This window comes from Luteibacter sp. UNCMF366Tsu5.1 (assembly GCF_900119235.1).
GTDB lineage: Bacteria > Pseudomonadota > Gammaproteobacteria > Xanthomonadales > Rhodanobacteraceae > Luteibacter > Luteibacter flocculans.
The window spans coordinates 1,204,591-1,228,717 of the sequence record NZ_FPIS01000001.1 but is presented as its reverse complement, the minus strand read 5'-3'; the positions used below and the strand labels follow the sequence as shown (position 1 = coordinate 1,228,717).

Sequence of the window (24,127 nt, the reverse complement as noted above, 5' to 3'; positions counted from 1 at the left end):
CCCCCATGACTCAACCCCTCTGGCAGAAGTCCGACACGCACGTCGACGCGCGCATCATGCGTTTCCTCGCTGGCAACGACGTCGTGCTCGATCGCGAGTTCTTCCTGCACGACATCACCGCGAGCAAGGCGCATGTGGAAGGGCTCGCCAACATCGGCATCGTGTCGTCCGACGAGCAGGCTGCGCTGCTGCGCGAACTCGATACGCTCGCCGTCGATTTTGCCGAAGGCCGTTTCGTCCTGGACGACCGCTATGAAGACGGTCACTCGGCGATCGAAGCGCGCCTGACCGAGCGCCTGGGCGATGCCGGCCGCCGAGTGCATACGGGTCGCAGCCGCAATGATCAGGTCCTGGTAGCCACGCGGCTCTGGCTCAAGGAAAAGCTCGGCACGCTGCAGGCGCTCTGCCGCGAAGTGGCCGAAGTCTGCCTCGCACGCGCGGAACGCGAATCGCTGCCGATGCCTGGCTATACGCACATCCAGCGCGCCGTGGTCTCGTCCACCGGCATGTGGTTTGCCGCGTTCGCCGAGGCCTTCATCGACAACACGCTGCGCGCGCGGCAGGCTCTCGACCTGATCGATGCCAATCCATTGGGCACAGCCGCCGGCTATGGCGTCAACATCGCGCTCGATCGCGCGCACACCACAGCGGCGCTCGGCTTCGCGCGCATGCAGGTGTCGCCGATCTACGCGCAGCTCTCGCGTGGCAAGTTCGAGATGGCCGCGCTCGATGCCGTCGGTACGGCACTGCTCGATACGCGCCGTCTGGCGTGGGACCTCTCGCTGTTCACCACGGCAGAGTTCGACTTCGTGAAGCTGCCGCCGGAGTACACCACCGGCTCGTCGATCATGCCGAACAAGCGCAACCCCGATGTGGTGGAACTGCTGCGCGCGAGCTACGCCTCGGTGGCTGCCGCGCGCACCGAGATCGAGCAGTTGCTTTCGCTTCCCTCGGGCTACCAGCGCGACCTGCAGTTCTCCAAGGGTTCGCTGTTCCACGGTTTCTCGATGGGCCTGGGCGCTCTGGAACTGCTGCCGGATATGCTCGCTCGCCTGGAGTGGAAGGCCGAGAGCATGCGCGCCGCCATCGAGCCAGCGATGTACGCCACTGATGTGGCGATCGAGCAGGCGGCCGCGGGCGTGCCGTTTCGCGATGCCTATCGTGCAGCAGCCGCTACCGCCGCCTCGGCGGGCGAGGGCCGCACTCCCGAGTCCAGCCTCGCCGCGCGCACGTCGCCCGGCGCGGGGTATGGGTTGATGTTGGACGTGTTGCGAGACAGGCTGGCCGCGATGGCGGGCTGACGTTTCGCGGGCGCCGACCCCTTCGGCGATGAGGATGGCGAGAGGTGATGGACGAAGCGCAGGGATTCACGCCGCAGCCGCTGCCACCGTGGCATCGCGCCGTGCTCAAGGTCGGCAGCAGTTTACTGACGACGCCGGACGGCGCACTTACGGACGTCCACGCGCAAGCGCTCGCGAGCTTCGTCGCGCGTAGCCGGGACGCGGGACGCGAGGTGGTGATCGTATCGTCCGGTGCGGTCGCAGCCGGCCGCGGTCTTGCGCGCCCGGATCGCAGTACGGGACTTCCCGGGCGGCAGGCGCTCGCCGCCCTGGGGCAGACCCGGCTCGTGGCGCTGTGGCAGGGCCTGTTCTCCGTGCCCGTGGCGCAGGTACTTCTGACACACGATGATCTGCGCCATCGTCGTCGGTACCTCAACGCGCGCGCTACGCTTCGCGAGCTGCTTGCGCTAGGCACGGTGCCCGTCGTCAACGAGAATGACACCGTGGCCGTCGACGAGTTGAAACTCGGCGACAACGACAACCTTGCCGCGATCGTCGCCGCGCTCGTCGATGCGGATGTGCTGCTGATCGCCTCCGACGTCGCCGGATTGTTCACCGCCGATCCCCGAACGGATGCGCGTGCGCGGCCCGTACAGGACATTTCCGCGCTTGCCACGTCGTCGTTCGCCACCGCCGGTGGGGCAGGGAGCAAGGCGGGAACTGGCGGCATGCGCACGAAGCTGGAAGCGGCCACCAAGGCCGCCGCTGCGGGCATCGAAACCGTGCTGTTCGACGGGCGTGACCCCGCCTGCGTGGCACGGCTCGCTGCCGGCACGCTCACCGGCACACGGTTGCGTGCTCCGCAAAGCCGCATGGCCGCACGCAAATACTGGTTGCGGCATACGCCTCCGACCGGACGCGTGCTGGTCGATGCCGGCGCGGCGCAGGCATTGCGGGCGCGAGGCGCGTCGCTGCTCCCCGGTGGCATCGTGGGTGCCGAGGGCGACTTTGCACGCGGTGACGTCGTCGAGATCGGCGACGGGCAGACGGTCTTCGCCCGCGGTATAGCGCAGTACGCCGCGAGCGACGTTCGCCGTATCGCGCGTCTGCATACGCGCGATATCGAAGCCGTGCTCGGCTACAGTTACGGCGAGACCGTCGTCCATCGCGACGACCTCGTTACTTTCGGAACAGAACCATGACGACGCCTCTTCGCCAACGTGCCCTGGCCTGCCGTGACGCGGCGGCGGCAATCGCCGCCCTGGATACGACGAGCAAGCGGCGACTGCTCCATCGTATGGCCGACGAACTCGCGGCATCCGCAACGCATGTGCTCGATGCCAATGAGCGCGACATGGCCGCCGCCAAGGCGAACGGGACGAGCGCGGCCATGCTCGACCGACTGTTCCTCGATGCACCGCGCATCGCCAAGATAGTCGCCGCGATTCGCGACGTGGCAACGCTGCCCGACCCGGTCGGTGTGGTGACGCGGCGTGAGACGCGGCCGAATGATCTTGTCGTCGAACGCGTGCGCATTCCGCTCGGCGTCATTGCCATGATCTACGAGGCCCGACCCAACGTCACCGCCGACGCGGCTGCGCTGTGCCTGATGGCCGGCAACGCCGTGATCCTGCGTGGGGGCTCGGACGCGTTGCATTCCAACACCGCCATCGCCGAGGCATTGCGGCGTGCGCTCGTGGCGGAAGGTTTACCCGTGGCCGCCATCACGCTTGTCGACGATACACGCCGCGAGACGATGGTCGAGCTGTTGCAGTTGACCGACGTGGTCGATCTCGCCATTCCCCGCGGCGGAGAGGGTTTGATCCGCTTCGTCACCGAGCACGCGCGCGTGCCGGTGATCAAGCATTACAAGGGCGTCTGCCATCTCTACGTGGATCGTGCGGCGGAACCCTCGATGGCGCTGCACTTACTCGTGGACGGCAAGACCAGCCGGCCGGGCGTGTGCAATGCGCTGGAGACTCTCCTGGTGCATCGCGATGCGGCGGCCGCTTTCCTTCCTCCGGCCATCGCACGCTTGCGCGAACTTGGGGTTGAGGTTCGTGGCGATAACGCGACACGCGGGCTCGTGCCGGATGTCGTCAGCGCCACCGACGACGACTACGCCGCCGAGTTTCTCGACCTGGTGATCGCCGTACGCGTGGTGGACGATCTGGAGGCCGCCATCGCACACATCCGTCGCTACGGCTCCGACCACACGGAAGTCATCGCCACTCAGGACGAGGCCGCCGCGGATCGATTCGTCCACGCACTGCGCTCCGCCGTCGTCATGGTAAACGCGTCGTCGCGTTTCAGCGACGGCGGCGAGCTAGGCCTGGGCAGCGAAATCGGCATTTCCACGACGCGCCTGCATGCCTACGGCCCCATGGGCGCCGAGGCGCTTACGGTGGAACGATTCGTGGTGCGCGGCACCGGGCAGGTCCGCCATCCCTAGTGGGATGGTAAAGCGTTCACATCCCGATGTTGGATACGCTGCGCGACGGGTCGGTCACGATGACGTGGTGCGTAGCTGATTTCGGTGTGCCACTGAGAGCTAATGCGGATGCTATCCCAGGCGGCCCACATGAATGTCGGAAAACACTGATACGGCGTGCTCTTGTTTCGGACTACCGTGCAGGACCGTTTGCACGTCCGCAAGCGGGTTAACCGACAGGAGTTCGACATGTACCGCATGGTCCAACGGGAAGTAGAGGCCGTTTGCGTATCCATCGAGGATACCGCACCGATTCAACCCGTCCTTGCAACCTCGCCGCTTGAGGCCATGAACATGGCTGGATGCGACAAAGGAGCAAACGTACTTCCGATTACCGTGACTATCACGCTCACCACCGTTCTCTGGCCGGGTAAGGCGCACTAATCACTATCAGGGAGATTCGGCCATGGAAGGCACTGATGTTGTTCTCGAGCGGAATGATGCTATCGAGCGGTTCCCTTCGCCACGCGACTTTGGTGACGTCGACTGGGCTGAAACGCCTCACTGGTATGGAGTCGGAACTCCGTCACGACAGGTGAGCCAGGGCTGGAAGCTCTATGTGTCTGCAACTCCCGCAAACTACATAAGTCTGATTCGGAATGCGGCTCCCGTCTTCCTGCGCCATGGGATTGCGTTCAAGTATCTCCGTTCCATCGATGATCTCTGCCAAGCCAATATTGGCTTGTTCGGCTTTTCGCAGGTTGGAAAGAATCTCGTTGCCTACCTTGAGACCCCGGAAAGCAGTGCAGAAGCTTTAACTGCATTGCGCCAATGGCTCGGTGCTAGTGGGCACTTCGGTCCGGTCGTTCCCAGACTTCAGCAGCTTTGGCGGGGGATACCAGTTTTCCTTAGGTACGGGGCCTTTCGCGGTACGACGTTGTCGATCGATGGTCGCGACGTAATCGACGACAGGGATGACCCGAAGGCAGTGATTGACGTTCTGGACCAGGACGCACTGTGGGATGTTGTGAGACATAGGGAAGCACCCCCAAGTAGGCACGACAGCCCATCGCTGCTGGCTCGATACCCTGTCCGTTCGGCGATCTGCAGATCCGGAAAAGGAGGGGTCTTTATAGCGACGGACGTTCGTTCGGGCGATGAATGCATCGCGAAATTAGGTCTACGGCATGGTACGGAGTTGCCCGATGGTCGAGACGGTGCGCATTTCGTGCGTCATGAGGCACGGATGTATGCGTTGATGACGGCGAGGGGGATGGGCACGCACTTGCCTCATGTCATCGAATTTTCGGACGAGGCTGATGCATCAATCCTGCTTCTTGAAAGGTTGAGCGGTGAAGACCTGTTTGCCGCCAGAAGCTCCTTGTCATCTGACGCTTCATGGGTCGATAAGGCAGTCGATATCATTTCCAAAGCGCACTTCGCGGGGTTCGTTCTTGGGGACGCCAAGCTATCCAACTTCGTCGTGACCGGATCATCGTTGCGATTGATTGACCTCGAGTCGTGCCAGGATGTTTGCTCGGATCGAAAGGAGGATGTGCCTGTCTCGTTTCGTGCGTTCGGCGTTGACGATATCGATCGATTCACAGCGGATTCCATGCACTTTCTTCTGTCGGTTCTGTTTGTGGATGGAGCGAAGGAATCCCTTCGTGCCAATCGCATTGTCGATTTAAATGAGCTGCTAGCTAGCCCGCCGAGAAGGGATGCGTGGGATGAGTTCGCCTTGGCGGCGTTGAAGCGCTTGATGGGGAAAATGACCCCAGGTTTTACGTGGTTTGGACGAAAGCCTCTCCCGTCGAGTTCAGAGGGATAAGCCAGTGAATTCTGTGACAGTTCTCCTTGCCGCGAGAGCTAGTTGGCTCACCTATCGGTATCGATCCATCGCGTACTTCGCAAGAGAGAGGCGCACCATATTCACCGTTGCGTTTGTTCTGGCTCCTCTCGCGTCGGTACCCGAACTGCTCATGTCACCCGTTCTCATCATGGGTGACCACACCGCTGATATTCGGCTTCGGGTCGGTGCGTTTTTTCTGGTCTTGCTGCTCTGGTCGACCTGGGCGGGAGTGAATCGTCCGTTTCAAGCCTGCACGACGCATTTTATGGTGCTCTCGGTGGTGGCTCCCCCAAGGATAGCTCGTCTCAACGCCGCAGTGCCGCTCGTTATTACCGGCTGGCCATTGGTTCCTTTATCGTTCGGCGCCGCGTTCGTCGGTCGTCCGGAGCGGTTGCCGTGGTACGTGGCGGCGTTGTTTCTTTCCGCCGCCTCAGGTTTCATCGTCGATGCGTTGGGTTGGCGCTACGGGCAACGATGCGCGGTGAAAATTCATGGTGGCGCCTCTCGACGGAGTGTCTTGGTGCGTCACGCGGTCGTTGACGCACTGCCGATGGGTAAGCCTTGGCTGGCAATGCGCTATCTGCTCATTGCCTTATGTGCGATGTGCGGCTTTCGATGGATTGACGAGGGTGACATCAGCGCGCCCGAGGTGCTTTGCGGCACGGCTGGCATCATCGTGTGGGTTTTGCGTGGCGTGGCTGATGTGCTCCGCGTGGAGACCCATCGCTTGGTGCCGATGCTCTCGACGACACGCTCGTTGCATAAGCTGTGTGTGGCGCGCTTGCTTGTCTTGACGATACTCGCGTCCGCGATTGTGCTGATCGTTGGTATGTTCGTGTCGAGCAGCTTCGCTTCCATCGCCGTGCTGCTGTCGGCAGTGATTGGGGGTGCCACCCTGCTCGGTATGCTTCGGCACCTTCGCATGGACGGGGCCGCCGACTGGCTTGCTGCATTCAGTCCCTTGATTGCAGGCATGGCGAGGCTCGCATGGCCGAGCTGATCCTGGACGGCGTCCGCAAGGGCTATGGGTCGCGTTGCGTCCTCCGCGATGCCACGGCCGTCCTGCGACCCGGCGTGCACCTGATCGAAGGGGACAATGGCGTCGGTAAGAGCACGCTGCTGTCCATCATGTCGGGCACGTTGGCGCCGACAGCTGGACGCGTTTTACTCGATGGCAGGGATATGTTTGCCAAGCGCCCGCAGCGTCGGAGGCAGCTCGCTTTCGTGCCTGCGGAGCCAACGTTCTTCGAGGGTGTCACGGTGTCGTCCGCCTTACAGCTCTATCTTTCGCTGCAGGGAGTGCGCTGCGTAGCCGATCCGCTCGATGTCGCCGATCCGTTCGGGCTCCATCAGGTGTCGGAGTTTCGCTTTGGCGATCTGTCCTTGGGTTGGCGCAAGCGTGTCCTGTTACACATGGCGTTGGTAACGGTCGCAGAGTTCATCGTTCTCGATGAACCAACCGTAGGATTGGATCAGGATGCCGTGCGTGTTCTAGTCGAATTGATCCGTACCCAGTCTGTCGACCGGCTCATCGTTCTGACGTGCCACGAACCGTCCGTACTCGCGCGAGCCGAGCCCCGCAGGCACCAGTTGGAGAGCCAGCCCGGCGGCAGCATTCTGCGCTCTTGAGCCCAACGTCCCTCCTCACACCATCTGTCCCAGCCCGCTGCGGATGCGTTCTGAAACGGCGATCATGGCGTACCACGCCCGCTCGATGGCGTTGGCGAGCGCATTGCGGTCGAGGGCTACGGTTTCCGCGCGGCCGCCTTCGTCGGGCGAGTATTCGATGAGCACGCGTCGTCCATCGATCCACGCTTGCTCGCCAGCGAGGTAGAGAGGTTCGTCGTAGGCGCCCATGCCGGGTTCGAGTGGCATGGCGAAGGCGGTGCGGGTGTCTTGTGGTGCTTCGCGCAGGAGTTCCATCGCGCGGGCGAAGGAGCCGTCTTCGTCGTCGAGTTCGAGGTCCACGCGGTCCATGCGTGATCCGACGAAAAGTTCGACCGAGCCGGTGAAGATGATGTGCGTGGCGTAGCCGTCGAGGCGCAGCCGTGGGTGCTTGAGCACCGTGCGCAGTGCAGCGACGTATTGGTCGATCACCTCGGGACGGTCGCGTAGCCAGACGCTGCTGACGTCGTCCACCGCGGTGACGTGACCATCGACCTTCGCCACGATGCCGCCGTGCGAGACCGTCGCAGGGCGGTCGGGCAGGGCGACCGGCAGGCCGCCCGCCTTGAGACCCAGCAGGACTCGTCCGGGTGCGATGCGCAGCCAATGCGTCACGGCCTGCACCGCGAATCCATCGCCGCGCTCGCTGTACGGCAGAGGGTAGAGTTCCTGCTCGCTCATGCCGACGTCGCCTGCCAGGATGCGATGGTGTCCACGGCACCGAGGCAATCGAGATAGCGGTTGTAGAGCGGCGTCGGCGACAGGCGGATCACGTCGGGTTCGCGCCAGTCGCCGATCACGCCATGACGTTCGAGATGCGTAAACAAGGCTCGACCTGCGTCACGTCCGGCGCGTACGCGGATGGACAACTGTGCGCCGCGTTGCGCAGGATCGTTGGGCGTGACGATGTCGAGGGTATCGTCGAGACGCGTGCGGATGAGCCAATCGAGGTAAGCCGTAAGCCGACGGCTCTTCGCGGCGAGCCGCGCCATGCCCGCCTGCGTGAACAGTTCCAGCGATGCCCGCAGTGGCGCGAGCGCCAGGATGGGCGGATTCGACAACTGCCAACCGTCCGCACCCGGCGTGGGCACGAATTGCGGTCCCATTTGGAAACGCGTGGCCTTGTCGTGGCCCCACCAGCCGGCGAAGCGTGGAAGCTCGGCACGCGCGTGTCGTTCGTGGACGAAGGCGCCGGCCACGGCGCCCGGACCGGCGTTGAGGTACTTGTACGTACACCACACGGCGAAGTCGGCGCCGCTGTCATGCAGCGCGAGAGGGAGATTGCCGACCGCATGGGCGAGATCGAAACCGACCACGCAACCCTGTGCATGGCCGAGCTGGACGATGTGCGCGAGGTCGAACACCTGGCCGGTGCGGTATTGCACGCCTGGCAGCAGGATCAAGGCCACCCGGTGCCCATGCTCGGCGATGGCGCGTTCGATCGCGTCCATGGACAAGATACCGCCAGGACCGTCCGGCGCGATCTCGATGAGATCGTGCGAGGGATCGTAGCCATGGAAACGGACCTGCGATTCCAGCGCATAGCGATCGGTAGGAAACGCGCCGGCCTCCATGAGGATGGCCGGCCGCTCCGCCGTCGGGCGATAGAAGCTGACCATCATGAGATGCAGATTCACGCCGAGCGAGTTCATGGCCACCACTTCGTGCGGCTGCGCCCCCACCACCTCGGCCATCGCGTCGCGCACGTACTCGTGGTAATGCATCCATGGCGAACGACCGCGGAAGTGCGCTTCCACCGCCAGTTCCGACCAATCGGCCAACTCGGCGTCGATCGCGGCGCGCACGGTCTTCGGTTGCAGCCCGAGCGAGTTGCCGCAGAAGTACAGCGCGTCGCCGCCGTCGTGTGGCGGGATGTGGAAGGCGTCGCGGAACGAGCGGAGAGGATCGGCGGCGTCCTGGGTTTCAGCCCAGGCGCGCGTCGCTTCGAAATCATTCATGGAATCGACCGTCAGGAGGGTATGCGTGCAGCGAGTTCGGCGCAGCCCTTGTCGAAGGAGGCGCCGAAACGCGCGTCGTTCGCGGGGCGTACGCAACGCAACTGGATCGCATAGCCGTTGCTGTAGAAATAGCGTTCGAAATAGGCGAGCGTCACGGCGCCTTCCTTTGCCGTGTAGACGTTCTCGGTCGGCGCTGCCGCCTTGCCCGGCGTGTATTCCGTGAGGCCGGTGGCGTGGCTGCGCAGATTGCCCGCGAACTGCTGGAACCCGTTGAGGTTGGGCACCTTCTGCGCCGTGATGGAAACACGGGCCAGGGTGGCGTCCGCCGCACTGGAGCCGGGCACCTGGAACACCTGGGTTTCTTTCTCGCCTTCCGACTGCATGATCGGCACCCATTGATCCGGCACCGGGAAACGAATGGCGCCTCCCATCATCGAGACGTCCGTCGCGCCGAGCGCGGGACTGGCGAACACGAGGGCGGTCAGGAGGACTCGCAGAGGGCGGTTCACGGCGTGGGATTCCCTGTTGGAGCGCGTCGGCGCGCAATCCGCGGCATTCTGGCACAGGGCGCGAACGGTTATCGCACCCGCGGTGTGCGCCAGATCACGCGACGGCAGCCACGGCCTGGAAGCGCGATATCGGCACGCCGAGCCATTCCAGCGCGGTGCCATGGAACAACCGTGCGCGGGAGACGTCGTCGAGGCCCAGCGCATCGATGCCGCTCCCCGGCTCCTGTTCGCCGAGCGGGAAGGGGTAATCGGTGCCGAGCATGATCCGCTCGCTGCCGGCCGCGGCGATCAGGTAGCGCAGCGCAGCGTCGTCATGCACGCAGGAGTCGAAGTAGAGCCGGGATAGATATTCCCGCGGGTTGCGCGCATTGTCCGTGGCGACGAGGTCGGGGCGCATGCGGAAGCCGTGCTCGATGCGTCCGATGGTGTACGGGAAGCTGCCGCCGCCGTGCGCGAGCATGATCTTGAGCGACGGCAGACGTTCCAGTACGCCGCCGAAGATCAGCGCGCAGGCGGCGCGCGATTGCTCGGCCGGCATGCCTACGAGCCACGGCAGCCAGTATTTCGGCATCGTGTCCGCGCCCATCATGTCCCACGGATGCACGAGGATCGCTGCGCCGAGGTCTGCCGCTGCCTCGAAGAACGGAAATAGCGCGGGTGCATCCAGGTTCCACTCGTTGCAATGCGAACCGATCTGCACGCCTTGCAGGCCGAGCTCATCGATGCAGCGTTCCATCTCGCGGATCGCCAGTGCGGGAGCTTGCAGCGGCACCGTGCCGATGCCGGCGTAGTGGCGCGGATGCGCCTGGCATATGTCCGCCATGGCGTCGTTGAGATGCGTATGCAGTTCGAGCGCCTGATGACCCTTGGCCCAGTACGAGAACATGACCGGCACCGTGGAGATCACCTGAACGCCCACACCGAAGCGCGCGTAGTCGGCGATGCGGTGCTCCGCATCGAAGGCCGACTCCCAGACTTCGCGGAAGAACTTGCCGTCCTTGTAGATCCGGTGGTGGCCGCTGGAATGGGTCATGACCGGGAACCGATCGTCGCCGTACCGGGTGGCCAGATCGGGCCAGTCGCGGGGCAGGATGTGCGCGTGGGTGTCGATCTTGAGCATGCGGCCGAGTGTAGCGCCGCCCCGCGCCCAGAGCCTCTCGCGCTGCAGCAAGTTCAGGCCGGCGCGGTCGAGCGGCGATTCACCACGTGAGCGATCGTGTCCACGTTGTCGGTGAGACGGTCCGTCAGGCGTGCCACGGCCTCGGCCAACTCGCGATCCCGGGTGCGCGATACCGCCTCGACCAGGGTACGCTGGTGCTCGCGCAGGCCTTGCGGCATGCCGATGCCAACGCCCTGATTGAGTGCGTCCGCTTGCTGGCGCAGCGTCACTGAGGCTTCATGGATGAAGGCGCCGACGGTGGGCCAGGCTTCCGGTACCTCGCCATCGTCGATCAGGGCCTCCAGTGCCATCGCAGTACGCGCGAGGCGGTTGCCATTCGCGTATAGGGTTTCCGCCAGCTCCTGAAGCACGGCGGGCGTACCGGGTTCGGCACGCATGCGATCCAGGGACGCCTGCGCGTTGGTGCGCGCCGTGCGCGTGCCCGTCCGAACCGCGTAGCGTGCGTGGCTGTCCGCCGGCGCGACGAGTGCATCGAGGTAATCGGCGTACGCACACAGCATCTCGGAAAGCGCCGTGCGCGCGCGGTGGCGCTCCCAGGACGGCCACAGCACGTAGGCCAGCAAGGCCAGGCCGCTTCCCAGCGCGGTGTTGACGACGCGGTCCGACATGGCCGCATGCGGGTCCACGCCCTCGAACGAAAGCAGCACCACCACGGTACCGGTCAGCGCCGCCACGGCGATGCCGTAATGTGCTCCGGCGAGATAACGGAACGCGACGCAGAGCGCGCCCATCACGCCGATGTGCGCCCACACGTCGTCCGGCGCGAGGCGCAACACGAAGGTGGTGAGCATGAGCCCGAGCACGGTGCCCACCACGCGGAGCAGACCGAAATTGAAGGTGGCCGCAAAGTCCGGGCGGAGCACGATGGCAGCGGTCATCGGCAGCCAATAGCCATGGGGCAGGGCGTAATGCCGCGAGACGACGAAGGCAAGGGTGAGGACCACCGCGCAGCGAACCGCATGGCGGAATGCCACGGCATCGGGCGTGAGGTTGGCGCGCAAGGTGGAAAGGGCGGACGCACTGCGCAGCGTTTCCGGTAGCGCGGACTCTGCACGCTGCGCGCGCTCTTCGCCGCGCGAGCCGGCCCAGTTGGCATTGCGCACCACGGCGGCAAGCTGGCCGGAGAGCGCCTGGATATGTGCGCCGAGGCCCATGCTCGTGCCGCCACCGGCCAGCAGGGCGCGCTCGCTGGCCTGCAACGTTGCCAGTGCCCGTTCCGCGCGTTGGGGCGGCTCGGCGGCGTCGAGCGCGTCGGCCACGGCGCCCAGCACACGAGCCGTGTCGTTGCGGAACATCTCGCCCATGCCGTCGCGGCGGGTCTCCAGCTCGGTCATCGCAATGAGTTCGAGGCGGATGCGCTCGGCCAGTTCGAGCAGCACGCGGAACGCCTCCATGGCGCGCCCTCGCGCATGGTGTCGGCCGAGCAAGGTGGTCTGCAGCGCGTTCATCGCGTCGGTCAGGCCAGGGGCCTCGCCATCCTTGTGCGGCTTGCGCGCCAGGTCGGCCAGGCCGCGGTAAACGATGGCGAGCGCCTGCCGTTCCGGGCGATAGCGTTGCAGGGGCCACGCCGCGATCGAGAACACGGCCAGCAGCATGCCGCCCGCGAAGATCAGGCTGCCACCGGCCAACGAGCCGCCGAGATCCTTCGGCGTCGCCGCAGTGATGACCAGCAGAAGCATGCTGGTCATGCCGACGCGAGCGATGTCCGGGCCGAAGACGACAAGCATGCCGCCAAGGAACCCGCAGATCGCGCAGGCGATCGCCATCGGCAACACCCAGTCGCCGATGAAAAAGCCCACGAGCGAGGCCGTTCCCGCTGCCAGGGCGGCGAGGAAGAGTCGATTGAGACGTTGGAGGTAAGGGCCGGGCTGATCCGAGAACATCGTATCCAGCGCGCCGGCCGCGATGCCGATGCCCACCTGCGGATAACCGGCCAGCATGCCCAGCGCGAGCGGCAGCACCACCGCTGCCGTATTGCGCAGGGCGACCCGCAGGGGGACGTCCGGTCGTTTCGTCCGGAGCAGCGTCTGGATGACGCTGGCGCGGAGCGAGTAGCCGTTGTTCATGGTGTCTGCGGGCTCATTCTCTGAGCCGCACATTTTGCCGCAGTCTCGCTGACTGGACGGCAAGCGAGGGACGGAGACGCAAGAGCGCCTCCGTCCTAACGGTTACGATGCGCGGCCCGCGAATTCGCCGGTCAGCGTGTTCACGGTCACTTTCTCGCCCGTGGTGATGTACTCGGGCACCTGCACTTCGATGCCGGTCTGCAAGGTGGCCGGCTTGGTCCGCTTCGTGGCGCTGGCGCCCTTCAGTTCGGGGGCCGTGTCGGTCACCGTGAGCACGACGGACGTCGGTACCTGCAGGCCCACCGGTGCATCGTCGATCACCTGCACGTAGTAGCCTTCCATGTCCTCGACGACGTAACCCGCGTTGTCGCCGATCACCTCGGGGCCGAGGGTGTACTGGGTGTAGTCCTCGTCGTCCATGAAGACGAAAGCGTCGCCATCCATGTACGAGAACTTCGCCTGGCGACGGGTCAGCTCGACTTCCTTCAGATCGTCGTCCGCACGGAGGCTGAGGTCGTACTTGCGGCTGCCGGGAATCGAATAGAGGGTGAAGCGGAAGGTCACATTGCCGCCGCGCGCGGTCGGAGCGCTGCGCTCGATGTCGCGGACCTGGTACACGGTACCGTCGTGTTCCACGACGTTACCTTTCTTGATGTCGGATGCTTTCATGTCGGTTCGACTTCGATGTCGTTGAGGGGGATTACTTCGGGGCGAGGCGCACGGCGCCGTCGAGACGGATCGTTTCGCCGTTGATGTAACGATTGGCGAGGATGAACGCCACGGTCTCGGCGAATTCCTCGGGCTTGCCGAGGCGCGACGGAAACGGGATCGACGCCGACAGCGATTCCTGCACCTGCGCGGGCATGCCATCGACCATCGGTGTCCAGAAAATGCCCGGAGCGATCGTGTTGACGCGAATACCGAAGCGAGCCAGCTCGCGCGCCATCGGCAGGGTCATGCCGACCACCCCGCCCTTCGAGGCGGAATACGCGGCCTGGCCGATCTGGCCTTCGTAGGCGGCGACGGAAGCCGTGTTCACGATCGCGCCGCGCTCGCCGTCTTCACCGGTCGGATTGGCCTGCATCAGTTGAGCAGCGGCCTTGGCGACATTGAAGCTGCCGACGAGGTTCACCATCACGGTCGTGGCGAACGTCGACAGCGGCATGGGGCCCTCCTTGCCGAGCACGCGCCCGGCACCGAGGATGCCGGCGCAATTCACCACCACGTTGAGACCGCCCATCGCGTCGCGTGCGGCGGCGACGTTGGCGGCCACGCCGTCCTCGGACGTGACGTCCGTGCGCTGGAACGACGCGTTCGCGCCGAGCGTTGCTGCCGCGGCCTGGCCCTTCTCCTCGTTCACGTCGAACAGCGCCACCTTGGCGCCCGCGGCGACGAGGCGTTGCGCGACGGCATAACCGAGTCCGGAGGCACCGCCGGTGACGACGGCCCTGACTTCTTCGAGCTGCATGAAGACTCCGCTGTGTGCGAATGGCAAAGAAGCGCATCTTAGCGGAGGGCGGGTAGCGATGCTTTCCGCAGCGCCGCGATGACCGTGCTCGGGTCAGCTGCGCGCCAGCAGCGCGTCCAGATTCGGCGTGCCGATCAACTGGGCGAAGGGGACGACCGGGGACGGCGGGTTGGCCGGCTCGGAAAGAAACCGGCTCCAGACGCCGACGTCCCACCACTGGCCGAGTTTGTAACCCGCCTTCGGCCACACACCGGCCGGTGCGAACCCCATGGCTTCGTGCATCGCCACGCTGGCGTCTCCGGGCAGGGTGATGACGCCGACGGCCTGGTTGATGCCCTGCATCGCCATCGTGTCGAGCAGGGCACCGTACAGCCGGCGGGCGATGCCGCGGCGGCGCGCGTTTTCATGCACGTAGATCGAGGTCTCCGCGACCCAGTCGTACGCGGCCCGTTCGCGGAAGCGGCCGGCATACGCGTAGGCCAACACGATGCCTTGTTCTTCCCACACCAGCCACGGATGGTTCGCCAGTCGGGCCCGGATGCGTTCTACCATGGCGTCGTCGCCCGGCGGCGCGGTCTCGAAGGTGATCGCGCTGGTCCCGACGACCGGCGCATAGATGGCGTGGCAGGCGGCGGCGTCGGACACCGTGGCGACACGGATCACAGCGGCTTCTCCATGAAGATGCTACCCGGTTGCTGGCGATGTTCGCCGAAGGCGCGGCAGCGTCTGTAACCGGCGCGTTCGTACAGCTCGATCGATTCCGTCTGCGCCGTACCGGTTTCCAGCTTCACCATCGTGCCGCCCGCCGAACGCGCCTGTTGTTCGAGCGCTTCGAGCATCTGCTTGCCCAGGCCCATGCCTCGACAGGCGGGCAAGACGTACATGTATTTCAGTTCCACGTAGTCGCCGTGATCGACGCTGGCGCCGCATGCCAGCGGCAGGCCATCTACACGTGCGGTCATGAAGGTCGTATGCGGCTGGCGCAGGCTTTCAACACCTACCGACGGCGGCGGGAGATGCCTGTCGAGTTCGGACAGGTATCCATGCAGCTGCTCGATCAGAGGCAGCACGTCGTCGCGACCGGGATCGTCGATGGCGAACACCAGCGACGGCGGCTTGGGGGCAACGAGCAGGTCGCCGTCGTTGAGGCTGCGCACGTAGAAGCGGTTGCAACCGAAGTGGCCGGTGCCGCCCATCGGCGCGTCGATGCGGGTGAAGCCATGACGCACATAAAGCGCCTGCGCCGCGTCCATGCCGGTGAGTGTTTCGAGGTAACAACGCGAGAATCCCGCGCGGCGGGCGGCGTCGAGGCAGCGACGCATGAGCTGCGAGGCGGCGCCGGTACCGCGTGCCTCGGGCAGGAAATACATCTTGCGCAGCTCGCAGGTGTCGTCGTCGCCGCCTTCCAGCGGTGCGATACCGCCGCCGCCCACGGCGCGGCCGTCCATCTCGACGACGAAATACGCGGTGCGGGGACGCGTGTAGGCGGTCGACATGGTCGCGACTTCGGTGTCGTGAATGGCGAAGCCAGGCCCGTCGGCACCGAACTCGGGCATGACCTGGCGGATCACCGCGGCGATGTCGGCATCGTCGCGCGGCTCGATGGGGCGAATGAGAAAGTCGGCAGGCATGGTCGGATGCTGCCACGTCTGCCAACGGCAAAGAAGCCCGCGCCGCACGTTGCCTGCGCTGTGCGGGTCGTGTGTCGTAGCCGGCGGTCAGGCCGCCGTGCGGGCGCGCGTCACGCGACTGGCCGTGGTGGTGCCCAGGCGCGCGGCAAGCCATGCGCCGGTCTCCACCAGACGATCGAGATCCACGCCGGTCTTCATGCCCATGCCGTGCAGCATGTACACCACGTCCTCGCTTGCCACGTTGCCCGTGGCGCCCTTGGCATAAGGGCAGCCGCCGGTACCGGATACCGCGCTATCGATCACGCGTACGCCTTCTTCAAGGCATGCCAGGATGTTCGCCAGCGCCTGCCCGTAGGTGTCGTGAAAATGCACGGCCAGGGCGCCCATCGGCACCTCGTCGGCCACGGCACGCAGCATCGCACGCGCCTTGACGGGCGTGCCGACGCCGATCGTGTCGCCCAGCGAGATTTCATGGCAGCCGAGGTCGTGCAGCCGACGCGCCACGCGGACGACGTCTGCGACGGCGACCTCACCCTGGTAGGGGCATCCCAGCACAGTGGATACGTAGCCGCGCACCGCGACGCCATCCGCGCGTGCCCGTTCCAGCACCGGTAGGAAGCGGTCGATGGACTCGTCGATGCTGGCGTTGATGTTGGCGCGGTTGAACGCTTCCGACGCCGCCGTGAACACCGCCACTTCGGACGCGCCCACCTCGCGCGCGCGTTCGTAGCCTTGCAGGTTCGGCACGAGCACGGGATAGCTCACACCCGGCGCCTTGTGGATTGCACGAAAGACCTCGGCCGCATCCGCAAGCTGCGGCACCCACTTCGGGCTGACGAAGCTGGTGGCCTCGATGGTGGCAAGGCCGGTCGCCGAGAGGCGATCGATCAGCTCGATCTTCACCGATGCGGGCAGCAGCGTCTTCTCGTTCTGCAGTCCGTCGCGAGGGCCGACCTCGACGATGCGTACGTGATGGGAAGCGTTCATGGCAACTCGCAGGTCAGGTCGTTTCGGCGAAGCGGACGAGGATGGCATCCGCCTCGACGAAGTCGCCTTGGGTAGCGGATATCGACTCGATAGTGCCGGCACGCGGTGCCTTCAAGGCCAGTTCCATCTTCATGGCTTCCATGACCAGCAGTTCCTGCCCTTCCTCCACCACGTCGCCGGGCTGGGCACGCACCAGAACGATGCGCCCGGGCATGGGTGCAGCGAGCTGTCGCGCCCCGCCGGCTGCTTCGCTGGCCCAGGCATAGGCGGGCGAGCGCTCGAACGTCCAGCGGCGGCCGTGCTCGTCGTGCAGACGCACCCGGTCTCCGTGCAGCACGAGCGGCACGCGGCGTGCCCGATCGTCGAAGCGCGCAGAAAGCACGCCATCGGCGAAGCGCGCCCCGGTGACGGTGCATGCGTGCCCTTCGTGGTGCAGCACGTAGTGGCCGGCGTGACCGTGTGCATCCACTTCGTGGCGACGGCCATTCTCGGTCAGCGCGACCACGCGCTTGCCGTGATGCCCAAGGCGCCATGCGTCGGCAGCCGACCAGGGCGAATACGGATCGGCCTCGACGACGTGGGGCGACGACTCGTCGGCCAGCAGCAGTGCGGTGGCCGCGGCGGCGTAGTCGGCATCGCCGGGCGCGGCGTCGCCGACCAGGAATTCCTCGAGGTGGCGGTCGAGGTAGCCCGTATCGATGCGACCTTCGACCACCACCGGATGGCGTACCAGGCGCTCGAGAAACGCCACGTTCGATTTCGGACCGACGATCTCGGTCTGCGCCAACGCTTCGCGCAGACGCTCCAGCGCTTGCGTGCGATCGCGATCGTGCACGATCAGCTTCGCGATCATGGGGTCGTAGAAGATGGTGACCGTATCGCCGGCAACGACGCCGCCATCCAGTCGCACGTGGCGGGAAACGGGGGGCAGGGCTAGCGCGCTGAGGCGTCCGGAGCCCGGAAGGAAATTCGCTTCGGGATCTTCGGCGTAGAGCCGCACCTCGATCGCATGGCCGACGGCGTGTATGGCGTCCTGGGTCAGCGGCAGTGGTTCGCCCGAGGCGACACGGAGCTGCCATTCGACGAGGTCCAGCCCCAAGGTTTCCTCGGTGACCGGATGCTCGACCTGCAATCGCGTGTTCATCTCCATGAAGAAGAACTCGCCGTCCTGACCCACGATGAACTCGACCGTGCCGGCGCCCACGTAGTCCACGGCACGCGCCGCGGCCACGGCGGCGGCACCCATGCGTGCGCGGCGTTCGTCGTCGAGGAACGGCGAGGGCGTCTCTTCCAGCACCTTCTGGTAGCGGCGCTGCGCGGAGCACTCGCGCTCGTTCAAGTGAATGATGTTGCCGTGGGTATCGCCGAAGACCTGGAACTCGATATGGCGAGGGTGCTCGACGTAGCGTTCCAGGATCACGCGGGTGTCGCCGAAGGCATTGGCAGCCTCGCGTTGCGCGGAAGCGAGCGCTTCAGCGAAAGCCGCGGCGTTGCGCACGATGCGCATGCCCTTGCCACCACCGCCCGCAGCGGCCTTGATCATGAGCGGGAAGCCGGTGCGCCCGGCTTCGTCCGCGAGCCGCGCGGGATCCTGGTCTTCGCCGTGGTAGCCCGGCACCAATGGCACGGCGTGCTGCGACATGAGCGCCTTGGCCGCGGCCTTGGAGCCCATCGCATCGATGCTTTCCGGCCGCGGCCCGATGAAGACGATGCCAGCGGCCGCGCAGGCACGGGCGAAGTCCGTGTTCTCGGAAAGAAAACCGTAGCCCGGGTGGATCGCCTGGGCACCGCTGCGTTTCGCCACCTCGATGATGGCGTCGCCACGCAGATACGATTCCGCGGGACGCGGGCCGCCGATCGGGTACGCCTCGTCGGCAAGGCGGACGTGTTGCGCATCGGCGTCGGCAGTGGAATACACGGCGACGGTGCGGATGCCCAGTCGGCGGCAGGTCCGGATCACGCGGCAGGCGATCTCGCCACGGTTGGCGATCAGAATGCAGTCGAACATGCGGCTCCGGCGAGGTCGAATGATGGAGGGGGAAAAGCGGGAAAACTAGCAGATTGCGGGCGCGCGGCGGGTTGCGCCGCAGCATCGCGAAGGCGTTGTGATTTGCAGTACGGGAACGGGTCGCCTAGCCTTGGGGGTCCGGGAGGGCGTCCATCGTCTTCCTTCACCCCTCCCACAGCGAGAATCCCATGCAGATCGCCAATCGCCACGCCGTTTCCTTCCATTACACGCTCACCGACGGGCAGGGCAACGTCATCGACAGCTCCGATGGCCGTGAACCGCTTGCCTATATCCATGGCGAAGGCCACATCGTGCCGGGTCTGGAAAAGGCGCTCGAAGGCCGCTCGGTCGGCGACCAGTTCAAGGTCGACGTCGTGCCCGAGGAAGGCTACGGCCCCCGTCATCCGGAGCTGGTGCAGGTCGTGCCGCGTGCGGCGTTCCAGGGTGTAGAGGATCTCCAGCCGGGCATGCAGTTCCAGGGCCGCAACGACCAGGGCGCCATCAACGTCACGATCAGCAAGATCGAGGGCGACAACGTCACCGTCGATGGCAACCATCCGCTCGCCGGGCAGACGCTGCATTTCGCTGTCGAGATCACCGGCGTACGCGAGGCCACCGACGAAGAACTGTCGCACGGTCACGTGCATGGCGAAGGTGGTCACCACCACTGATCGCGGTCTGACGGGGAGCCGCGGCAGCGGCTCCCCGTCGTTTCAGTACCAATCCAGCAACGAGACGCCGAGGCCCAGATAGGAGGCCCGGTGGTTGTAGTCGATCAGGCTTTCGCCATAGCCGTTGAAGACTTCCAGGTAACCGCGCAGGTTGCCTGCCAGCGGGAAGCTCCAGGTGCCGCGCAGCGAGCCATGCGAGCGGTCGCCGCCGCGGAACGAGTGACGCGCCGTAAGGGCGAATTCCTGCCGCCCCACTTCGTGCACGACCTGAATCTCGCCCCGGCCCATGTAATCCTTGATGTCCGGATTGTCGTCGTCACGGGCGCCTTCAGGGATGCGCCACCAGGGACGAAGCATGATGGTCCAGCCTTCGCGTTCCAGTCCGACATCGGCGATCACCCGATTCCAGCTGCGTGACAGCGGATCGGCGCGGCCATTGGACTGATGATTGATGCCGATCCCGGCCAGTCGTCCCGTCCACCCGAGAATCTCGTAGTGGGTGTTGAACACCAGCATGGCCTCGGGCTCGTAGTTCGTCTCGCGGAACGGGCGCGAGTTCTCCTTGTTGTAGACCTGCCAGCGCGAGGACTGGGTATAGCCCACCCAGACGTCGCCGTTGTCGCCGAAGAGGTTTTCCGCGACCTTGGTCTTCAGGCTGATCTGGAACTTGGATTCGACGTTGTCCAGCTCCTGCGGCGTGGTGACCGTATGGTCGGGAGCCGGACTGTGCGGCGTGGTGTTCTGCTTGGTGGTCGCGAACACCGGCAAGGCGTACGTGGGCTTGTAGCCGCGCAGGTTGAAGGTGCCGAGCTTCGACTCGGGCGACAGTTCCCAGCGGCTGTCGAGCAGGGAGAGCGGGCGGGCCACGTCACGAGAGTCGCGTGTCGCCAGATCGACGCTCACCGAGTTCGCGTCCGGATCCTGCTTTTTCGCCGCCTGCGGTAACCGGTCACGCCCCACTGCCTTGTCGTAGCAAAGCAGCCGTTGCGAATCGGTTTCGATACCCGCGCACGCGCGGATGTCCAGCGGACTGGGGTTTTGCGCGTAGACGGCGCCCGCTTGCAGGCACGCCAGCGCGACAACGCTGGGGGCGCGGTAGGACTTCATTCTCGTGTAACTCCCTGCTAACCGGGCTGTTCCGGCAAGGCGGGGAGTGTAACGGCCTCACATGTGTGAAGAACGTGCAGCGGCGCGGTAAGGACGCGGTACAAAGGCAGAGGGACGCCATGGTGGCGTCCCTCCGTGTACACCTGCTGCGCTTAACGACGCTTACTGTCCAGCAGCACCGGACTTGGCGACCCAGCGCTGGTATTCGCTCTTGGAGATTTTTCCATCGCGGTTTGCGTCCGCGTACTGGAAATCGTTGGCGAGCAGCGGATAGGCAGACGCCTCCGACTCCGTGATGTAGCTCTTCTTACCGGCGAGCGTCGCGAAATCAGGGGCGGGACCAGCCGGCTTGGCCGGGGCAGGACCGCTGTTCACCGTAACCTGACCCTGCGGTGTAGCCACGGTGGCGCCCGACGAGCCTGCTTCACCTGCCGGCGGCGGGGGCGGCGGCGGTGCCATGCTCGCGGGTTCACCCGGCGGGGGCGGCGGAGGCGGTGCGTCGGCCGCCGGAGGCGGCATGTTCGGATCCGGGGCTTGCGTCGTGGCCGGTGGCATAGCGCCGGCCGGGGGCGGCGGCGGAGGCGGTACCGCGCCAGGCGGCGGGGGCGGCGGCGGGGTGGCTTCACCCGGCGGCGGAGGCGGAACCTGGCGCGAGGCGGGGACATCTTGCGCGAACGCCGCGCCGGCAAGCAGCAGCGAAGCACCCATGGCGATGGCGCTTACTTTCTTCTTCATCGAAAGGCCTCCTTTCAAGGTGGTGGTGGCGTCGCACACGCGATCGCGGCGACATCGTTGCCGACGCTACCAAGTAGCGATTTAATGGCGCCCCAACTGGAATAAGGCTTCTACCGTGCCGTCACGCGTATCCGACACGCCCTGCACGGACGACGTGCTTCGTCTCGGCGCACGGGCGGCACAACTGCTGCATCTCGCTGCGCAGGGCCTCTTGAAGCGCGGCACCCGCAAGGCGCGCAAGGCGGACGTTGGCACGACGATCGCGCGCATGGGGCTGTTGCAGATCGACACAATCAACGTCGTGGCGCGCAGCCCTTACATGACGCTGTTCTCGCGTCTGGGTGCCTACCGCAACGAATGGCTCGACGAACTGCTGACCGAGGGTGTCATCGCCGAATGCTGGGCACACGAGGCCTGTTTCGTCCCTGCGTCGGAATTCCGCTATCACCGCGATTATCGGGCGGGCCGTGCCAGTCACTGGGCGCATAAAAGCGCCGAGCGCATACACGCCGAGGCTCGCGGCGACATGGACGCACTGCTCCAGCGCATCCGTCTCGAGGGGCCGCTCCGTGCCGCCGACTTCGAACGCGAGGGGCCGGCCACGAAGGGGTGGTGGGGCTGGAAACCGGAGAAGCGCTGGCTCGAGGCGTGGTTCGCGCTCGGGCGATTGATGGTCGCGCGCCGGGACCGCTTCCAGCGTGTGTACGACCTTGCGGAACGTGTGATCGCGCGCTGGCCGGAGCAGCCTCCGGCCGAGATTCTCGACGAAGCGACGGTGCGCCAGCATTTCATCGCCGAGAGCGTGCGCGCCCTGGGCATCGCGAAAGCCCGCTGGGTAGCGGATTATTTCCGGCTGCGGCCAAGGGTCACGGACGCCGAGCTGGCGCCGATGGTGGCCGACGGCAGGTTGCTCCGTGTGTCCGTCGAAGGTTGGGACGTTCCGGGGTACGTCCATCGTTCCCATGCAGACCTGCTGCGGGACGCGCAGCGAAATGCCCTGCGCGCGACCCGCACCACGCTGCTCTCGCCGTTCGATCCGGTCGTGTGGGATCGCGCCCGCGCGCTGGATCTGTTCGGTTTCGAGTACACGATCGAGTGCTACACGCCGGCAGCGAAGCGCACCTACGGCTACTACGTATTGCCCATCCTGCATCGCGGCCGCCTGGTGGGGCGGCTGGACGCGAAGGCGCATCGACAGACGGGCCTGTTCCAGGTGCTCGGATTATGGTTGGAGGCCGGTGTGGCCGCGTCGCCGGCTCTGGTCGAAGGGATCGCCGAAGCCATCGGCGAATGCGCGGCGTGGCATGGCACGCCGCGCGCAGTGATCGAGCGAAGCCAGCCGAGGTCGCTGGCCGCACTCGTCACAAAGCACCTGGCGCGTTGATCAGCGCGTGGAAGCCGGTGCCGGCACGTCCGCGCAGGACTTGCCGTGCAGCGCTTCCTTCAACTGGGTAGCCAGCGAGGTGCAGCGGTTGCCGAGCTGATCGCGCATGTCCGGATCCTGCGACTGGCGCAGCAGGCTCGTGCGCATCATGTCGTAGCGGCTGTCGATCTGGTCACGAGCGTAGATGCCCGCGGCGAGGTGGCAGCTCTTGTAACTGGCGAGGTACTCGTCGCACGAGGCGATGCCGGTGCTCTCGGGCAAGGCCCCCTGAGCGGCGGCGGAGCGAGTGCTCTTGGTGGTCGTCGTGGACGTCGTCGCCGTGCGCGGCTTGGTCGAACCCGTCGTCGTGCTCGTCGAGCTCGAGCTCACGGTGCGCGTGGGCTCCGGGGCGGGCTTGGTCTTATGGTCGGAGCAGGCGGCGAGCGCCAGCGCGCCGATAAGAAGCGGAACGAGGCGGATGGTGGTTTGGTTCATGGACGTCGGTCCCCTTGGCGAGCGTGGAACGGATGGTAGCCAAAGTCGCATCGGCGATGCGACGCGGCGCAAGGATGAGCCCACCGGGGGTGAAATCGATGTCAGCGAGGTTCCAGGCGACTTGCCGTGCCATCGCTATTTAATGAATTGACGCGTATAGTTCTCGGACTGTGTTTGCCGGGGTCATAGAGTTACGTTGACCCGATGCAGCTGATCACGTATCCGCAACATCGCTTCGCTCCTCGCGTTTCCTTGCACACCAGTAATGCAGCGGCTTATTCCAAGCTGCTGGTTTCATTCGTAAATAGTTTTGGAGTGTTTCTATGTCGGATCGTGAAATCGGCGCCGTCAAGTGGTTCAATGACGCCAAGGGCTTCGGCTTTATCTCCCGTGAAAATGGCCCGGACGTGTTCGTTCACTTCCGCGCGATTCAGGGCAATGGCTTCAAGTCGCTTGCCGAAGGCCAGAAGGTCTCGTTCAAGGTCGTGAATGGCCAGAAGGGTCTGCAGGCTGAGGAAGTTCAGCCGCTCTAATCGGCCGAACTGACTTTGTCGAAGAAGGCCGGGCGGCGACGCCCGGCCTTTTTTTGCCCATCGTTTTGGACGATTCGTGGCGCGGCTGCGGCAAATCGCCGTTTCTGCGCATGATTTCGCGTGATCCGCGTCAAAAAATCGACCTATGTAAGATTTCCCCTACAGAACTTTGGGCAAATGTGGTTATC

Annotated in this window: 24 protein-coding genes and 1 pseudogene; 10 read left to right on the top strand and 15 right to left on the bottom strand. The window is 65.3% G+C overall.

From position 1 onward, the window contains the following. The first annotated feature begins 5 nt into the window (after nt 1–5). The 7 genes from argH (at nt 6) to BT115_RS05400 (ending at nt 7,192) form a co-directional block, all read left to right on the top strand. Nucleotides 6–1,301, top strand: coding sequence for an argininosuccinate lyase (gene argH / locus BT115_RS05430; protein WP_072321466.1), 1,296 nt, complete (start codon nt 6–8; stop codon nt 1,299–1,301). 47 nt (nt 1,302–1,348) lie between these two features. Then, nucleotides 1,349–2,482: a glutamate 5-kinase gene (gene proB / locus BT115_RS05425; RefSeq protein ID WP_072321465.1), complete on the top strand. Its 1,134-nt coding sequence runs from the start codon at nt 1,349–1,351 to the stop codon at nt 2,480–2,482. Next, on the top strand, nt 2,479–3,732 hold the full coding sequence (locus BT115_RS05420) for a glutamate-5-semialdehyde dehydrogenase (RefSeq protein ID WP_072321464.1): 1,254 nt from the start codon (nt 2,479–2,481) through the stop codon (nt 3,730–3,732). Before proB ends, BT115_RS05420 begins: the two co-directional genes overlap by 4 nt. A gap of 228 nt (nt 3,733–3,960) precedes the next feature. Further along, nucleotides 3,961–4,155, top strand: coding sequence for a hypothetical protein (locus BT115_RS05415; protein WP_143144464.1), 195 nt, complete (start codon nt 3,961–3,963; stop codon nt 4,153–4,155). Nucleotides 4,156–4,177: 22 nt separating this feature from the next. Beyond that, nucleotides 4,178–5,542 carry a class III lanthionine synthetase LanKC N-terminal domain-containing protein gene (locus BT115_RS18380; protein WP_143144463.1) on the top strand — a complete coding sequence of 455 codons (1,365 nt, stop codon included), beginning with the start codon at nt 4,178–4,180 and terminating at the stop codon, nt 5,540–5,542. Between the two features lie 151 nt (nt 5,543–5,693). Then, entirely contained in the window at nt 5,694–6,563 is an 870-nt protein-coding gene (locus BT115_RS05405; RefSeq protein WP_072321461.1) for a hypothetical protein, read from the top strand. After that, nucleotides 6,551–7,192 (top strand): ABC transporter ATP-binding protein, encoded by a 642-nt coding sequence (locus BT115_RS05400; protein WP_072321460.1) that lies wholly within the window; start codon nt 6,551–6,553, stop codon nt 7,190–7,192. Before BT115_RS05405 ends, BT115_RS05400 begins: the two co-directional genes overlap by 13 nt. A gap of 15 nt (nt 7,193–7,207) precedes the next feature. Here BT115_RS05400 and BT115_RS05395 read toward each other — a convergent pair whose 3' ends face one another. From BT115_RS05395 to BT115_RS05340, 12 genes and pseudogenes are all read right to left on the bottom strand, one after another. After that, nucleotides 7,208–7,909, bottom strand: a complete 702-nt coding sequence (locus tag BT115_RS05395) for a hypothetical protein (protein WP_072321459.1) — start codon at nt 7,907–7,909, stop codon at nt 7,208–7,210. Further along, nucleotides 7,906–9,186: a kynureninase gene (gene kynU / locus BT115_RS05390; protein WP_072321458.1), complete on the bottom strand. Its 1,281-nt coding sequence runs from the start codon at nt 9,184–9,186 to the stop codon at nt 7,906–7,908. The genes BT115_RS05395 and kynU overlap by 4 nt, the downstream gene beginning before the upstream one ends. 11 nt (nt 9,187–9,197) lie before the next feature. Further along, nucleotides 9,198–9,695 (bottom strand): hypothetical protein, encoded by a 498-nt coding sequence (locus tag BT115_RS05385; protein WP_083527318.1) that lies wholly within the window; start codon nt 9,693–9,695, stop codon nt 9,198–9,200. Between the two features lie 94 nt (nt 9,696–9,789). Next, a complete protein-coding gene (locus tag BT115_RS05380; RefSeq protein ID WP_072321457.1) occupies nt 9,790–10,815 on the bottom strand; it encodes an amidohydrolase family protein in 1,026 nt (341 codons plus the stop codon). A gap of 53 nt (nt 10,816–10,868) precedes the next feature. Beyond that, nucleotides 10,869–12,941, bottom strand: coding sequence for an FUSC family protein (locus BT115_RS05375; protein ID WP_072321456.1), 2,073 nt, complete (start codon nt 12,939–12,941; stop codon nt 10,869–10,871). A 102-nt stretch (nt 12,942–13,043) separates the two neighbouring features. After that, entirely contained in the window at nt 13,044–13,610 is a 567-nt protein-coding gene (gene yeiP, locus BT115_RS05370; protein ID WP_072321455.1) for an elongation factor P-like protein EfpL, read from the bottom strand. Nucleotides 13,611–13,641: 31 nt separating this feature from the next. Continuing rightward, nucleotides 13,642–14,409, bottom strand: a complete 768-nt coding sequence (locus tag BT115_RS05365; RefSeq protein WP_072321454.1) for an SDR family oxidoreductase — start codon at nt 14,407–14,409, stop codon at nt 13,642–13,644. Between the two features lie 93 nt (nt 14,410–14,502). Continuing rightward, nucleotides 14,503–15,072, bottom strand: a complete 570-nt coding sequence (locus BT115_RS05360) for a GNAT family N-acetyltransferase (RefSeq protein WP_072321453.1) — start codon at nt 15,070–15,072, stop codon at nt 14,503–14,505. Continuing rightward, entirely contained in the window at nt 15,069–15,479 is a 411-nt protein-coding gene (locus BT115_RS18755) for a GNAT family N-acetyltransferase (RefSeq protein WP_255369386.1), read from the bottom strand. The genes BT115_RS05360 and BT115_RS18755 overlap by 4 nt, the downstream gene beginning before the upstream one ends. Before the next feature lie 75 nt (nt 15,480–15,554). Then, nucleotides 15,555–16,040 (bottom strand): annotated as a pseudogene (locus BT115_RS18855) (GNAT family N-acetyltransferase); the annotation flags it as partial. 87 nt (nt 16,041–16,127) lie between these two features. Beyond that, nucleotides 16,128–17,027 carry a hydroxymethylglutaryl-CoA lyase gene (locus BT115_RS05345; protein ID WP_072321452.1) on the bottom strand — a complete coding sequence of 300 codons (900 nt, stop codon included), beginning with the start codon at nt 17,025–17,027 and terminating at the stop codon, nt 16,128–16,130. Between the two features lie 13 nt (nt 17,028–17,040). Next, the gene (locus tag BT115_RS05340) at nt 17,041–19,035 is read right to left on the bottom strand and encodes an acetyl/propionyl/methylcrotonyl-CoA carboxylase subunit alpha (protein WP_072321451.1); all 1,995 of its coding nucleotides are present in this window, start codon (nt 19,033–19,035) and stop codon (nt 17,041–17,043) included. Between the two features lie 188 nt (nt 19,036–19,223). On the opposite strand from BT115_RS05340, the gene BT115_RS05335 reads away from it, so the two are divergent. Continuing rightward, nucleotides 19,224–19,706 carry an FKBP-type peptidyl-prolyl cis-trans isomerase gene (locus tag BT115_RS05335; protein WP_072321450.1) on the top strand — a complete coding sequence of 161 codons (483 nt, stop codon included), beginning with the start codon at nt 19,224–19,226 and terminating at the stop codon, nt 19,704–19,706. Between the two features lie 42 nt (nt 19,707–19,748). Here BT115_RS05335 and BT115_RS05330 read toward each other — a convergent pair whose 3' ends face one another. Together BT115_RS05330 and BT115_RS05325 are read right to left on the bottom strand one after the other, a co-directional pair. Next, nucleotides 19,749–20,813 (bottom strand): phospholipase A, encoded by a 1,065-nt coding sequence (locus tag BT115_RS05330; RefSeq protein ID WP_072321449.1) that lies wholly within the window; start codon nt 20,811–20,813, stop codon nt 19,749–19,751. A gap of 162 nt (nt 20,814–20,975) precedes the next feature. After that, nucleotides 20,976–21,548 carry an EF-hand domain-containing protein gene (locus tag BT115_RS05325; protein WP_072321448.1) on the bottom strand — a complete coding sequence of 191 codons (573 nt, stop codon included), beginning with the start codon at nt 21,546–21,548 and terminating at the stop codon, nt 20,976–20,978. Between the two features lie 115 nt (nt 21,549–21,663). Here BT115_RS05325 and BT115_RS05320 point away from each other — a divergent pair, with 115 nt between their 5' ends. Then, the gene (locus tag BT115_RS05320) at nt 21,664–22,932 is read left to right on the top strand and encodes a winged helix-turn-helix domain-containing protein (RefSeq protein ID WP_255369356.1); all 1,269 of its coding nucleotides are present in this window, start codon (nt 21,664–21,666) and stop codon (nt 22,930–22,932) included. Here the strand turns inward: BT115_RS05320 and BT115_RS05315 are convergent, their stop codons facing one another. Next, entirely contained in the window at nt 22,933–23,406 is a 474-nt protein-coding gene (locus BT115_RS05315) for a hypothetical protein (RefSeq protein WP_072321447.1), read from the bottom strand. A gap of 323 nt (nt 23,407–23,729) precedes the next feature. Here BT115_RS05315 and BT115_RS05310 point away from each other — a divergent pair, with 323 nt between their 5' ends. Then, nucleotides 23,730–23,939 (top strand): cold-shock protein, encoded by a 210-nt coding sequence (locus BT115_RS05310; RefSeq protein WP_072321446.1) that lies wholly within the window; start codon nt 23,730–23,732, stop codon nt 23,937–23,939. Nucleotides 23,940–24,127: the final 188 nt, after the last annotated feature.

What these genes read in the sequence shown, in the direction of transcription:
- argH (WP_072321466.1), top strand. Translation starts at nt 6, where the DNA reads ATGACTCAACCCCTCTGGCAGAAGTCCGACACGCACGTCGACGCGCGC.
- proB (WP_072321465.1), top strand. Translation starts at nt 1,349, where the DNA reads ATGGACGAAGCGCAGGGATTCACGCCGCAGCCGCTGCCACCGTGGCAT.
- BT115_RS05420 (WP_072321464.1), top strand. Translation starts at nt 2,479, where the DNA reads ATGACGACGCCTCTTCGCCAACGTGCCCTGGCCTGCCGTGACGCGGCG.
- BT115_RS05415 (WP_143144464.1), top strand. Translation starts at nt 3,961, where the DNA reads ATGTACCGCATGGTCCAACGGGAAGTAGAGGCCGTTTGCGTATCCATC.
- BT115_RS18380 (WP_143144463.1), top strand. Translation starts at nt 4,178, where the DNA reads ATGGAAGGCACTGATGTTGTTCTCGAGCGGAATGATGCTATCGAGCGG.
- BT115_RS05405 (WP_072321461.1), top strand. Translation starts at nt 5,694, where the DNA reads ATGTCACCCGTTCTCATCATGGGTGACCACACCGCTGATATTCGGCTT.
- BT115_RS05400 (WP_072321460.1), top strand. Translation starts at nt 6,551, where the DNA reads ATGGCCGAGCTGATCCTGGACGGCGTCCGCAAGGGCTATGGGTCGCGT.
- BT115_RS05395 (WP_072321459.1), bottom strand. Translation starts at nt 7,909, where the DNA reads ATGAGCGAGCAGGAACTCTACCCTCTGCCGTACAGCGAGCGCGGCGAT.
- kynU (WP_072321458.1), bottom strand. Translation starts at nt 9,186, where the DNA reads ATGAATGATTTCGAAGCGACGCGCGCCTGGGCTGAAACCCAGGACGCC.
- BT115_RS05380 (WP_072321457.1), bottom strand. Translation starts at nt 10,815, where the DNA reads ATGCTCAAGATCGACACCCACGCGCACATCCTGCCCCGCGACTGGCCC.
- BT115_RS05375 (WP_072321456.1), bottom strand. Translation starts at nt 12,941, where the DNA reads ATGAACAACGGCTACTCGCTCCGCGCCAGCGTCATCCAGACGCTGCTC.
- yeiP (WP_072321455.1), bottom strand. Translation starts at nt 13,610, where the DNA reads ATGAAAGCATCCGACATCAAGAAAGGTAACGTCGTGGAACACGACGGT.
- BT115_RS05365 (WP_072321454.1), bottom strand. Translation starts at nt 14,409, where the DNA reads ATGCAGCTCGAAGAAGTCAGGGCCGTCGTCACCGGCGGTGCCTCCGGA.
- BT115_RS05345 (WP_072321452.1), bottom strand. Translation starts at nt 17,027, where the DNA reads ATGAACGCTTCCCATCACGTACGCATCGTCGAGGTCGGCCCTCGCGAC.
- BT115_RS05340 (WP_072321451.1), bottom strand. Translation starts at nt 19,035, where the DNA reads ATGTTCGACTGCATTCTGATCGCCAACCGTGGCGAGATCGCCTGCCGC.
- BT115_RS05335 (WP_072321450.1), top strand. Translation starts at nt 19,224, where the DNA reads ATGCAGATCGCCAATCGCCACGCCGTTTCCTTCCATTACACGCTCACC.
- BT115_RS05330 (WP_072321449.1), bottom strand. Translation starts at nt 20,813, where the DNA reads ATGAAGTCCTACCGCGCCCCCAGCGTTGTCGCGCTGGCGTGCCTGCAA.
- BT115_RS05325 (WP_072321448.1), bottom strand. Translation starts at nt 21,548, where the DNA reads ATGAAGAAGAAAGTAAGCGCCATCGCCATGGGTGCTTCGCTGCTGCTT.
- BT115_RS05315 (WP_072321447.1), bottom strand. Translation starts at nt 23,406, where the DNA reads ATGAACCAAACCACCATCCGCCTCGTTCCGCTTCTTATCGGCGCGCTG.
- BT115_RS05310 (WP_072321446.1), top strand. Translation starts at nt 23,730, where the DNA reads ATGTCGGATCGTGAAATCGGCGCCGTCAAGTGGTTCAATGACGCCAAG.